This window comes from Arthrobacter sp. B0490 (assembly GCF_002929355.1).
Lineage (GTDB): Bacteria > Actinomycetota > Actinomycetes > Actinomycetales > Micrococcaceae > Arthrobacter_D.
Genome location: NZ_PJIR01000005.1, coordinates 204917 through 217006, shown reverse-complemented (window position 1 = coordinate 217006; position 12090 = coordinate 204917). Strand labels below are relative to the sequence as shown.

Genomic DNA, 12090 nt, shown 5'->3' with positions numbered 1-12090 from the left:
GCACGGCCCCGGGGTGTCGCCCGCGTACGGGTATGTTGGAAATCACCCCGCTCTCCTTCGAAAGGCCCGTGCACCGATGCCATCCCCCAGCGGAAACACCCCTCCCGCTTCCATCACCGCCATCACCAACGCGCACGTCGTCCCGATCGACGGCGAGCCCTTCGACGGCACCGTCGTCGTCCAGGACGGTCGCATCACGGCCCTCGGCGCCTCGGTCGGGGTGCCCGACGGCGCGACGGTCGTCGACGCCGGCGGCAAGTGGCTGCTCCCGGGCTTCGTCGACGCACACGTCCACCTCGGCACGCACGAGGAGGGCGAGGGCACGGCCGGCGACGACACCAACGAGATGACCGAACCGAACACGGCCGGCGTCCGGGCGATCGACGCCATCAACCCGTACGACCCGGGGTTCGACGACGCCCTCGCGGGCGGCGTGACCACGGTCAACGTGAATCCCGGTTCCGGCAACCCCATCGGTGGCCTCGCCGTCGCTCTCCACACGCACGGCCGCTACCTCGAGGAGATGGTGCTGCGCTCCCCCAGCGGACTGAAGTCGGCGCTCGGCGAGAACCCGAAGCGCGTGTACGGCGGCAAGGGCAAGATGCCGTCCACACGCCTCGGCACCGCGCTCGTCATCCGCGAGGCGTTCATGAAGGCGCAGAACTACATGGGCAAGGCGGACGAGAACGCGCGCGATCCGCACCTCGAGGCCCTCGCCATGGTCCTGCGCCGGGAGATCCCCTGGCGTCAGCACGCACATCGCGCGGACGACATCGCGACAGCCCTCCGGCTCGCCGACGAGTTCGGGTACGACCTCGTGCTCGACCACGGCACCGAGGCGCACCTGCTCGGGGACGTCCTGGCGGAACGCGGCACCCCCGTCCTGATCGGGCCGCTCTTCACCACCAAGTCGAAGGTGGAGCTGCGCGGCCGCTCCATCGCCAACCCCGGCAAGCTCGCCCGGGCAGGCGTGGAGATCTCGATCATCACCGACCACCCCGTCATCCCGATCAACTTCCTCGTGCACCAGGCCACGCTCGCGATCAAGGAGGGCCTGGACCGCGAGACGGCGCTGCGCTCCATCACCATCAACCCGGCGAAGGTCCTCGGGCTCGCTGATCGTCTCGGCTCGCTCGCCGTCGGCAAGGACGCGGACCTGGTGCTGTGGAGCGGTGACCCGCTCGACGTCATGCAGCGCGCCTTGCAGGTGTGGATCGGCGGCACGGAGGTCTACTCCTACGACACCGAGACCTCCAGCGGCACCGTCGCTCCCCGGGGCTAGGCCGACCGCCCGATGAGACCCCGCACGAACAGCCTGCCGCCCCGACCCTTCACGCTGCGTGCGGCGATCGTCCTGTGGCTCGTCATCGCCGTACTGCTGCTCGTCGCGTCGGCAACCTTCATCACGTCGGCCGCGGTGCAGGATCTCGAGCGGGCCGGCTTCATCGGGCTCGGTGCGCTCTTCGGGGCACTCGCCGTCCTGCAGCTGCTCCTCCTGCTCCCGCTGCGGCGGGGCAGGAGGAGTGCGCGGGAGGTGCTGAGCACCATCGGGATCATCGTGGGAGTGCCCATCGTCGTCCGCGGGACGCCCGGGCTGTCCCTGATCGCGGGTGCGATGCTGGTCGCCGTCCTGCTCATGTGGCTGCCGCAGAGCAGCGACTACTTCCAGCTGACGCAGCCGAAGGCGAAGAAGCGGTTCCGGCTGCCGGGGTCCCGCTAGCTTCGGACCTGAGCACCGGACCTGAGCGCCGGGCCTGCACACCCGGCGCGGCTGCCCATACCCGCGGCACCTTCCCCCCGGACCTGAGCACCCGGCGCGGCCGCCCACACCCGCGGCACCTTCCCCCCCGGACCTGAGCACCCGGCGCGGCCGCCCACACCCGCGGCACCTTCCCCCCGGACCTGAGCACCCGGCGCGGCTGTCCGACAACGGGCCGCCGCCATACCGATCGGCGCTCAGGGTACACGGCCCGCTGCGATGAACGGAGGGTGTCTGACAGGTGAACCGGTCTTGAACGGGTAAAGTTGCGGCACTAGGCTTCTAGCGTCCCGGGACCGGGTCGTATGTCAAGGGTGTTCGGCGAAGACGCGGGCACCTCGAACGCGAGGTGTTGCCATGTCAGGCCGGATTCGTCACGTGACCCGACGGGTCGGCGTCGTCATGGGGTACGTCCTGATCTATGTCCTCATCTGGGCGGGGCTCGCGTCGCTCATCGCCGCCGTCGGCATCCGTTTCTACTGGGGCGAGATCTCCGTCGGCCAGATGCTCCTCAACCTCATGTCCGTGGAGACCGACGGTGGGGGCGGAGCGATCGTCTGGATCGGCATCCTGGCGGTCGGCGTCGCTCCCCCGCTCCTCACGGCCGGGATCGCCTCGTGGCAGTACGTCCGGCGCCGCAAGCGCCGCCGCGACGGCGACAGCGGGCGCACCCGGCGCAAGCAGTGGATGATGCGCAGCGTCTCCACCGCCCTTGTCGCCACCGTGGTCGTCGGCGGTACCACGGCCTTCGCCACAGCGGTGGGCGTAGGGGACTACATCAAGGCTGCGAACTCCGAGTACGAGCTGGGCAACTTCCACGTGGAACCCACCGTCGCCAGCGATCAGTACAAGCGCAACCTGGTACTCATCTACCTCGAGTCCGGCGAGGCCACCCTCGCGGACGACCAGCTCTTCGAGAAGGACGCGTTCGTCCCGCTGAAGGAGGTCACGAAGGCCGCGGACGGCTGGCAGAGCGTGGACGGTCTCCAGCAGTACAAGGGCGGCGGCTGGACGATGGCCGGTCTCACCTCGACGCAGTGCGGCGTCCCGCTGAAGGGCAAGGGCACCACGTCGAGCAGCGGCACCGACGACGAGCTCGACGGCGACGTCGACACCTACCTCGGAGGGTCCACCTGCCTGGGCGACGTCCTGGGCGAGCACGGCTACAGGAGCGTCTTCCTCGGTGGCGCCAATGCCTCCTTCGCGGGGAAGGACAGTTTCCTCAGCACCCACGGGTACGCAGAGATGAAGGACCTCTCCGACTGGCGTGCTGCCGGCGAACCGCTGGAGAACTTCCGCAGCGACTGGGGCCTCAGCGACGAACGCCTCATGGCCTATGCGAAGGACGAGATCGACGAGCTGCACGCCGAGGCGGAGCGGACCGGGCAGCCGTTCAACCTCTCCATGCTGACGCTGGACACCCACGAGCCGGTTCACGTCTTCGACTACTGCAACGTCGATACGCAGAACGAGGTGACATCCGTGTTCGCCTGCTCGATGACGCAGGTGGCCGGTTTCGTGGACCACATGGAGGAGAAGGGTTACCTCGAGGACACCGCCGTGGTGATCATGGGCGACCACCTCAAGCACATGAGCGCCGGTGACGCCTTCCACGAGCAACTGGACGACAACGACAACCGCACCATCTTCAATCGGATCTGGGTGCCGGGTGCGGACAGGAACAGCACGCTGCGCCCCGGCGTGGACCAGCTGAACATGTATCCCACGATCCTGGAGGCCGCGGGTCTGACGCTGACGAACCATGAAGCCGGGCTGGGCGTCTCCGTATTCACCCCGGAGATCCCGGAGAGTTCGGCGCAGGCGCTGGGGCAGGACGACTATGCCGAACTGCTGAACTCGAACTCCCCTCAGTTCTACGGCGAGGCCTGGGCCGGCGAGGACACCGCCCGGTAGCGCCCGGCGCGGTCGGAGGCACCCGGCGCGGCGGCACAGGTCCGCGGGGGCGTTGCCCCGGGTCCGGACACCCGGCGCGGCGGCACAGGTCCGCGGGGGCGTTGCCCCGGGTCCGGACGCCCGGCGCGGCGGCACAGGTCCGCGGGGGCGTTGCCCCGGGTCCGGACGCCCGGCGCGGCGGCACCACCACGCGGTACGGCGGGGTTTCGGCGTGCACCCCCGACACACCGGCTCGGAACAGTCCCGAGGCACACGGAAGGCCCCTCCCGATGAGGGGGGCCTTCCGTCGTGGAGTGCTAGCGCAGGGCCGAGATGGCCTGCTCGAGGTCGCCGATCAGGTCCTCGATGTCCTCGATGCCGACGGACAGGCGGATCAGGTTCTCCGGGACCGCCAGTTCGGTGCCCTTGACCGAGGCGTGCGTCATGTCGGACGGGTAGTTCATCAGCGACTCGATCCCGCCGAGGGACTCCGCGAGCAGGAAGACGTGCGTCGACTCCGCAACCTTCTTCGCGGCCTCCGCCCCACCCTTGAAGGTCACGGAGATCATGCCGCCGAAATCCTTCATCTGCGCGGCAGCGAGATCGTGGCCGGGATGCTCGGGCAGACCTGGGTAGAAGACGCGCTCCACCTCGTCCTGCTGCTGCAGCCAGCGGGCGATCGCCGTCGCGTTCGAGGAGTGACGGTCCATGCGGACCCCGAGGGTCTTGAGGCCGCGCGTCGTCAGCCAGGCCTCCATCGGTGCTGAGACGGCGCCGACGGCGAACTGCACGAAGCCAATCTTCTCGGCGAGCTCGTCGTCGTCCACGACGACGGCGCCACCGCTGGCATCCGAGTGGCCGCCGATGTACTTGGTGGTCGAGTGCACGACGACGTCCGCACCGAAGGTGAGCGGTTGCTGCAGGTAGGGCGAGGCGAAGGTGTTGTCGACGACGAGGAGGGCCCCGGCGTCGTGCGCGAGTTGCGCCGTCGCGGCGATGTCGGTGATCTTCATCATCGGGTTCGACGGTGTCTCGACCCAGACCATTTTGGTGTTGTTCCCGGCGATGGCAGCCCTGACGGCATCCGCGTCGGCCATGTCGACGGCGGAGTTGGTGATGCCCCACTCGGACAGGACCCGGTCGATCAGGCGGTAGGTGCCGCCGTACGCGTCATTGCCGAGCACGATGTGGTCACCCGGCCGGAGTGCGGCGCGGATCAGGGCGTCCTCCGCGGCGAGACCGGACGAGAAGCTGAAGGCATGCCGCCCGCCCTCGAGCGCAGCGATCTGCACCTGCAGCGAGTCCCGCGTGGGGTTGCCGCCCCGGCCGTACTCGTAGCCGTTGCGCAGCTTGCCGATGCCGTCCTGCGCGAACGTGGTGGTCTGGTACAGCGCGGGGATCACCGCTCCCGTGGTGGGATCGGGGGTCTGTCCGGCGTGGACGGCTCGGGTGTTGAAGCCCTGGGCGGAGTGGGTCACGATGCTCCTGGAATCCGTGGGTGGTTACTTGCTCATGTATGTCAGCAAGTCGTGGCGCGTAAGAATTCCCACCGGAGACCCGACGAACGTCACCATCAGCGTGTCGCTGTCCTGGAGCCGTTCGCGTGCCGTTCCGATGGATTCGAGCGACCCGATGATGGGCAGCTTCGCGTCCATGTGCTCCGAGATCCGGTCCGTGAGCTTCGCCTCGCCGTGGAAGATCTTCGCGGTGAGGGAGCGCTCGTCGATCGACCCGAGCACCTCGCCCATCTTCACGGGGGGTTCCTGCGACAGCACGGGGATGCTGGAGACGCCGTACTCGTCCATGATCGAGATGACGTCGCGGACCGTGTCCGAGGGGTGGGTGTGGACGAGGTCCGGCATCGATCCGCTCTTGGTCCGCAGCACCTCACCGACGCTCGATTCCTCACCGCCGTCCATGAAGCCGTAGGACCTCATCCAGTCGTCGTTGAAGATCTTGCCGAGGTAGCCGCGCCCGCCGTCGGGCAGGAGGACCACCACGACGTCGTCCTCCGTGAGATCCTTCGCGATCCGGAGCGCCGCGACGACGGCCATGCCGCACGACCCGCCGACCAGCAGGCCCTCCTCGCGGGCGAGGCGCCGGGTCATCTCGAAGCTCTCGGCGTCGGTGACGGCATGGATCTCGTCGGGGACGGCGGGGTCGTAGGAGTCGGGCCACATGTCCTCGCCGACGCCCTCGACGAAGTAGGGGCGGCCGGTGCCACCCGAGTAGATGGAGCCGTCCGGATCGGCGCCGATGATGCGGACAGGGCCACCCTCGCGGTCGGCGGAGACCTCCTTGAGGTACCGCCCGGTGCCGGTGATGGTGCCGCCGGTGCCCACGCCCGTGACGAAGTGCGTGACCGTGCCGTCGGTATCGTCCCAGATCTCAGGGCCGGTGGTCTCGTAGTGGCTCAGCGGCCCGTTCGGGTTGGAGAACTGGTCGGGCTTGTAGGCGCCGGGGATCTCGCGGACCAGTCGGTCGGAGACGCCGTAGTAGGACTGGGGGCTGTCGGGTGCGACGGCGGTCGGGGTCACCACGACCTCCGCCCCGTACGCCTTCAGGACGTTCCGCTTGTCCTCGCCCACCTTGTCGGGCACCACGAAGACGCACTTGTAGCCGCGCTGCTGGGCGACGAGGGCGAGCCCGACGCCGGTGTTGCCGGAGGTCGGTTCGACGATGGTGCCGCCGGGCTTGATCCTGCCCTCTGCTTCGGCGGCGTCGATGATCTTCGCCGCGATGCGGTCCTTCACCGATCCGCCCGGGTTGAGGTACTCGACCTTCGCGAGGACTGTGGCCTTGATGCCGTCGGTGACGGAGTTGAGCTTGACCAGCGGGGTGTTGCCGATCAGGTCGACGATGGAATTCGCATACTTCATGGCTACAACGCTACCGGCTTGCGGCCCCAACCTCCGCGCCGCCGTTACGCCGCAGGACGCGGACCGACCTGGCGACGCGCGCGGAGTTGTGGACCCGCTTCCGGCCGATCGTGCTCTTCGTGACCACCCTGACCGTCGTCACGGGCCTCCTGTTCTCCGCAGGAGTCTTCGGACGCGTGATCTCGGCCTTGGCACGCCTCGCCCGCGGTCGCGTCGTGGTCCTGTGGCTCGTCGCCGTCCTCCTCGCGGTCGCCTGCACCGCCTTCTCGCCGGCTACGACGGCGGTCCTGCTCCTCGGGGTGAACTTCGCCCCCCCGTCACCCGGTGGGTCTCGCTCGCCGCACTGCTCTGGGCCGAGCGGCTCCGGTCACGCGGCATCACGGTCCGGTGGGTGCCGTTCGCCGTGGCCGGGCTGCCGGCCGCCGGCCGCCGCGGTGATGCTGCCGGCCGCCGTCGTCGTGCTGTGGGCCCTGGAGGCGGGAGCCTAGGCTGGGACGGTACGCCGCCCGCCGACGAGGAGACCCTGCCATGACGAACACCTACCGGATCGCGGTCCTCGCCGGCGACGGCATCGGCAAGGAGGTCATGCCGGAGGGGTTGCGGTCCCTCCGGGCGGCAGCCGACAGGTACGGGTTCACGATCGACGCCGTCGAGTTCGACTACGCCAGCGCCGACTACTACCTGCGGCACGGGCAGATGCTCCCCGACGGCTGGTTCGAGGAACTGCGGGGCTTCGACGCGATCTTCTTCGGCGCCGTGGGCTGGCCCGACGTCGTCCCCGACCACGTGTCCCTGTGGGGCAGCCTGCTGCAGTTCCGGCGCCACTTCGACCAGTACGTCAACCTGCGCCCGGTGCGGCTGCTGCCGGGCATCACCAGCCCCCTGGCGGGCCGGAAGCCCGGCGACGTCGACTTCTACGTGGTCCGCGAGAACACCGAGGGCGAGTACTCGAGCGTGGGCGGCAGGATGTTCGAGGGCACGGACCGCGAGACGGTCATCCAGGACACCGTCATGACGCGTACGGGCGTCGACCGCATCCTCCGGTACGCGTTCGACCTCGCGCAGACGAGGGACAAGAAGCACCTGACCTCGGCGACGAAGAGCAACGGCATCTCGATCACCATGCCCTACTGGGACGAGCGGGTGGAGGCGATGGCGGCGAACTACGACGACGTCCGTGTCGACAAGTTCCACATCGACATCCTCTGCGCGAACTTCGTCCTCCACCCCGACTGGTTCGACGTGGTCGTTGCAAGCAACCTGTTCGGTGACATCCTCTCCGACCTCGGCCCCGCCTGCACGGGGACGATCGGCGTGGCCCCCAGCGGCAACATCAACCCGGACCGCACGTTCCCCAGCCTGTTCGAGCCGGTCCACGGCTCCGCTCCGGACATCGCGGGCCAGGGCATCGCCAATCCGGTGGGCCAGATCTGGAGCGCCTCGATGATGCTGGAGCACCTCGGCGAGGCGGACGCGGCGGCCGGGATCCTCACCGCCATCGAATCGGTGCTCGCGACCGGCGGCGATGCGCTGACCCGCGATCTCGGGGGGACCGGGACGACGTCGAGCCTCGGCACGACGATCGCGTCCACCGTCGCGGCGGCCTCCTAGCCGCCCGCCCCCTCGGCGGAGAGGTCCCACTGGCGGGCTCCCGCATCGTCGGCACCGAGGGATTCGACGACCGTGCGCGTGCGCTCCCGGACGGCTGCCTCGTGCCCGGGCGACGAGCACGCGCCCACGGGCCGGTCGGGGGCGAGGGAACACCAGCGGTAGGGCCCGGCGACGATCAGGGACGGCAGCCAGTCGAGCCCGGACACCGACCAGGCACCCGCCTCGTCGCGGCTGAAACGGGCCCGGACCATCAGCCCCTCGTTGTTGACCTCGTAGACCGGCGACAGCTCGGTGACGCCGTTCCCCAGGCCATGGACGATCCAGACGCCCTTGTACCTCTCGATGGGCAGGACGGAGTGCGTGTGATGGCCGTAGATGAAGTCCACCTGACCGCTGTCGGCGAGCGCGTGCGCGACCTCCGTCTGCTGGGCGTTCGGACTGGAGGCGTACTCGTCGCCGGCGTGCAGTGCAGCGACCACGATGTCCGCTCCCGAGGCCCTGGCGGCCGTGGCCTTCGCGATCATCGCCGGCGCGTCGAGCAGGTCCACCCGCCAGGGCTGATCCGCCACGAGCCCGTTCAGGCCGTACGTCGCTTCGATGACCGCCACCCTCGCCTCCGGCCGGTCGAGGATCAGGGCCTCCTCCGCCTCCAGGGCGCCGGCATAGGAACCCGTGTGCTCGAGGCCCTCCGCGTCCAGGGCGGCAAGCGTCCGTTCCACGCCCTCCGGACCCCAGTCCAGGGAGTGGTTGCTCGCCGTGGTGCATGCGTCGTAGCCGACGTCCACGGCAGCGCCGATGATCTGCGGGGGGACGTTGAACCGCGGGTACCCTGCGAAGGGTCCGTCCGCGTCGGCCACGGGCGTCTCGAGGTGACAGATCCCCAGCGTGGCGGCCGAGAGGTAGGGACGCTGACCCGCGAGCAGGGGTTCGAAGTCGAGGGGGAGCTTTCCCGTCACCGCCGCATCCGCCGCGGCCTGCTCCCACAACTGCGGATGCACCAGGAGGTCCCCCGTGACCACGACACTGGCACAGTCCTCGCAGGCCCTCGACGACGGCGCCGGAGACGAGGACGGTGACGGCGCGCGGTCCGGAGCGGCCTGCCGCGGGGCCGGGGTCCCCGCCGCGTCCTCGGATCCATCGCCGGTGCACCCGCCGCACAGCAGGACGGCGCACAGGAGGACGGCGAGGCGTCCGACCGTGCCCGGCGCGCGACGGCGCGGCCCCCTGACTGCGGACATGGCGATGCCCACCCCATCCCTGCGCGCCTCGGTCATCTGCTGGTCCTCAGGACGATTCCACCGGATGCCCGATGCTACTCCCGCGCCACTGCCGCGTGGAACGGACGGCATGACACGCCGTCGAGGGCCGGGACGGTGCGCGCACCGTGACACCATGGATGCATGACCATTGCTCCCGCCGTCGTGCCGTCGGGTGCGGAGGCCGCGGAGTGGCTCCCCGACGGCCCCTACAACCTTGCGGGGACGGTCGGCACCCTGCGGTGCGGGGCACACGACCCCTCCTTCATCGTCCAGGGACCGGACCACTGGCTCGCGTACCGTACCGCCGACGGCCCGGTCACGCTCGCCCTGCGGCAGCGTGGCTCCCTGAACGACTGCCGGATCCAGGCGACGGCGTGGGGCCCGGGCGCGGCCCTGGCACTCGGGTCCGTTCCGCGCCTGCTCGGCGCCGGGGACGACTGGAGCGCGTTCGACAGCGCCGCGTTCACCGCGACACTGCCGGAGCTCGCCCGGAAGGGGAGGTACCTCAACCCGGGGCTGCGCCTGCCGGCGTCGGGCCGCATGCTGGACACGATCGTGCGGGCGATCCTCGAGCAGAAGGTCACGAACCTCGAGGCGAAGCGTTCCTGGCGCTATCTGCTGACCCGCTACGGCGATCCTGCCCCGGATGCCGGGGGCCTCGCGCCCGCGGGGCTCCGCCTCCCCCCGACCGCCGAGCAGTGGCGCCGCGTCCCCTCCTGGGACTGGCACAAGGCCGGAGTGGATGCGAAACGCTCGACGACCATCCTCAAGGCCGCCCTCGTGGCGAGCGGCCTCGAGCGGCTCGGCTCCCAGCCCGGCGGCGACGCCGTCCGGACGGGCCTGCGCTCCGTCCCGGGCATCGGTGTCTGGACCGTGGCGGAGGTGGTGCAGCGGACGCACGGCTGCCCCGACTCCATCTCGGTGGGCGACTACCACCTCGCGGCCTATGTGGGCGCGGCGCTCACGGGACGGCGCACCGACGACGCCGGGATGATCGAACTCCTCGCGCCGTGGAAGGGCCAGCGCCAGCGCGTGGTGCGGACCCTGTACGCGAGCGGCTTCCGCAAGCAGGCGTACGGTCCGCGCCTGTCCCCCGAGGACCACCGCCACCGTTAGGCGTCGAGCGTCGAGCGTGGACCCGACCCCGCACCGGGGCGGCGGTGATGCGGCGGTGATGCGGCGGACGGCCGGCACGCCGCTAGGGTGGGAGGATGACCCGACCCGTAGACGTCACCGCTGTGTTCACCCCGCTCGACGGCGAGTTCTTCCGCGTGAAGCTCGCCCTGGACATCGCCATCGAACAGGTGGTGCAGGAGCCCGGCTGCATCCGCTACGAGATCACGGAGGCGCAGGAGGACCGCATCGTCCTGACCGAGCAGTGGGAGTCCACCGAACTGCTCGACACGCACCTGGGCGGCCCCGCCGTCCAGGACCTCGGCGAATCCCTCAGCGCACTGCTCGCCCGGCCCGTGGACATGGTCCGCTCGGACCAGGCGGCCTGACAGGCCACCCGGCGGACCGCATCACCCGACGACGGGAGCCCCGCACTCGCGTGCGGGGCTCCCGTCGTCCTGGGGACGCCTACTGCGCGTCGGTGGAGGGGGCGCTGCCCGCCGCGCCCTGCTGGGCGATCTGCTCGTGGACGGCCTTCATGTCCAGGCTCTTCACGGCCTCGACGAGTTCGCCGAACTGGGTCGCGTTGAGCGCGCCGGGCTGGGAGAAGACGAGGACCTTGTCGCGGAACGCCATGAGCGTCGGGATGGACGTGATCCCCGCAGCGGCGGCGAGCGACTGCTCGGCCTCGGTGTCCACCTTGGCGAAGGTGACGTCCTCGTGCTGCTGCGACACGGCGTCGTACACCGGCGCGAACTGCTTGCACGGGCCACACCAGTCGGCCCAGAAGTCAACGAACACGATGTCGTTGCCCTCGATGGTTTCCGGGAAGCTTGCCTCGGTGATATTGATTGTCGACATCCTTCAACGCTAGCGACCCGCGCACACGCTTGTCAGGCCTGTTCGCTACCGATGAAGAATCTGGACGACGACCCCGGAGGCACGAGTGACCGACGACCCCTATGACCTGGCGCGATTCGTGGAGGCACAGGATGCCCACGGCACCTACACGCAGGCCCTCGCGGAGCTGCAGCGCGGCCGCAAGACCGGTCACTGGATGTGGTTCGTCTTCCCCCAGATCGCGGGGCTCGGCAGCAGCCCGACGTCGGTACGGTACGCCATCGGCTCGCTCGACGAGGCCCGTGCGTACCTGTCGCATCCCGTGCTCGGACCCCGGCTGATGGAGGGTGTCCACGCTCTCCTGAACCTCGAGGGCAATGATCCGGTCGCGGTGCTCGGCGGGATCGACGCCCGGAAGCTGCAGTCCTCCCTGACGCTCTTCAACGCGGCCGGCCCTCAGGAGCCATGGTTCAAGGCGCTGCTGGACCGGTACTACGCCGGAGTCGAGGACGAGGCGACCACGTCGATCCTGGCGGGCTGACGCCGTCCTGTTCCGCTTCCGGGCCCCCACGGCAGGCGCAGGCGAGGCGCGGCCGGTGAGGACCACGACGCCCGCCACGAGCACCATGACGGCAGCCTCCGCGGACGTGGGACGCGGCTCCCGGCCGGGAGGTACCGGCGCCGGGACCCGGGGGCACGCGGGCACTCCCGGGTGGTTCGGCTGACGTGCCGTCGC

The 12090-nt window shown here is 70.0% G+C and carries 13 protein-coding genes; 9 read left to right on the top strand and 4 right to left on the bottom strand.

Annotated elements, in window-relative coordinates; genetic code table 11:
• Nucleotides 1-76 precede the first annotated feature (76 nt).
• From CXQ97_RS10495 to CXQ97_RS10485, 3 genes are all read left to right on the top strand, one after another.
• Nucleotides 77-1282 carry an amidohydrolase gene (locus CXQ97_RS10495; RefSeq protein WP_104180807.1) on the top strand — a complete coding sequence of 402 codons (1206 nt, stop codon included), beginning with the start codon at nucleotides 77-79 and terminating at the stop codon, nucleotides 1280-1282.
• Between the two features lie 12 nt (nucleotides 1283-1294).
• Complete coding sequence (locus CXQ97_RS10490; protein WP_104180806.1) at nucleotides 1295-1720, top strand: hypothetical protein; 426 nt, start codon at nucleotides 1295-1297, stop codon at nucleotides 1718-1720.
• Between the two features lie 417 nt (nucleotides 1721-2137).
• Nucleotides 2138-3673, top strand: a complete 1536-nt coding sequence (locus CXQ97_RS10485; protein ID WP_258062475.1) for an LTA synthase family protein — start codon at nucleotides 2138-2140, stop codon at nucleotides 3671-3673.
• A gap of 296 nt (nucleotides 3674-3969) precedes the next feature.
• On the opposite strand, the gene CXQ97_RS10480 is transcribed toward CXQ97_RS10485, so the two are convergent.
• Nucleotides 3970-5130 (bottom strand): cystathionine gamma-synthase, encoded by a 1161-nt coding sequence (locus CXQ97_RS10480; protein ID WP_104180804.1) that lies wholly within the window; start codon nucleotides 5128-5130, stop codon nucleotides 3970-3972.
• A gap of 24 nt (nucleotides 5131-5154) precedes the next feature.
• Nucleotides 5155-6531 carry a cystathionine beta-synthase gene (locus CXQ97_RS10475; RefSeq protein ID WP_104180803.1) on the bottom strand — a complete coding sequence of 459 codons (1377 nt, stop codon included), beginning with the start codon at nucleotides 6529-6531 and terminating at the stop codon, nucleotides 5155-5157.
• A gap of 119 nt (nucleotides 6532-6650) precedes the next feature.
• Between CXQ97_RS10475 and CXQ97_RS10470 the strand changes: the two genes are divergently transcribed.
• Both CXQ97_RS10470 and CXQ97_RS10465 read left to right on the top strand, forming a co-directional pair.
• Nucleotides 6651-7019: a hypothetical protein gene (locus CXQ97_RS10470; RefSeq protein WP_146069623.1), complete on the top strand. Its 369-nt coding sequence runs from the start codon at nucleotides 6651-6653 to the stop codon at nucleotides 7017-7019.
• A 40-nt stretch (nucleotides 7020-7059) separates the two neighbouring features.
• Complete coding sequence (locus CXQ97_RS10465) at nucleotides 7060-8142, top strand: tartrate dehydrogenase (RefSeq protein ID WP_104180801.1); 1083 nt, start codon at nucleotides 7060-7062, stop codon at nucleotides 8140-8142.
• On the opposite strand, the gene CXQ97_RS10460 is transcribed toward CXQ97_RS10465, so the two are convergent.
• Entirely contained in the window at nucleotides 8139-9416 is a 1278-nt protein-coding gene (locus tag CXQ97_RS10460; protein ID WP_258062474.1) for a CapA family protein, read from the bottom strand. The two genes, CXQ97_RS10465 and CXQ97_RS10460, sit on opposite strands and share 4 nt — an antisense overlap.
• Nucleotides 9417-9542: 126 nt before the next feature.
• On the opposite strand from CXQ97_RS10460, the gene CXQ97_RS10455 reads away from it, so the two are divergent.
• Together CXQ97_RS10455 and CXQ97_RS10450 are read left to right on the top strand one after the other, a co-directional pair.
• The gene (locus CXQ97_RS10455; protein ID WP_104180800.1) at nucleotides 9543-10517 is read left to right on the top strand and encodes a DNA-3-methyladenine glycosylase; all 975 of its coding nucleotides are present in this window, start codon (nucleotides 9543-9545) and stop codon (nucleotides 10515-10517) included.
• 95 nt (nucleotides 10518-10612) lie between these two features.
• Entirely contained in the window at nucleotides 10613-10903 is a 291-nt protein-coding gene (locus CXQ97_RS10450) for a putative quinol monooxygenase (RefSeq protein WP_104180799.1), read from the top strand.
• Nucleotides 10904-10982: 79 nt separating this feature from the next.
• Here CXQ97_RS10450 and trxA read toward each other — a convergent pair whose 3' ends face one another.
• Nucleotides 10983-11375 (bottom strand): thioredoxin, encoded by a 393-nt coding sequence (trxA, locus tag CXQ97_RS10445; RefSeq protein ID WP_104180798.1) that lies wholly within the window; start codon nucleotides 11373-11375, stop codon nucleotides 10983-10985.
• An 85-nt stretch (nucleotides 11376-11460) separates the two neighbouring features.
• Here trxA and CXQ97_RS10440 point away from each other — a divergent pair, with 85 nt between their 5' ends.
• On the top strand, nucleotides 11461-11895 hold the full coding sequence (locus CXQ97_RS10440; RefSeq protein ID WP_104180797.1) for a DUF1810 domain-containing protein: 435 nt from the start codon (nucleotides 11461-11463) through the stop codon (nucleotides 11893-11895).
• A gap of 55 nt (nucleotides 11896-11950) precedes the next feature.
• Nucleotides 11951-12079: a hypothetical protein gene (locus tag CXQ97_RS20320; RefSeq protein ID WP_258062473.1), complete on the top strand. Its 129-nt coding sequence runs from the start codon at nucleotides 11951-11953 to the stop codon at nucleotides 12077-12079.
• Nucleotides 12080-12090: the final 11 nt, after the last annotated feature.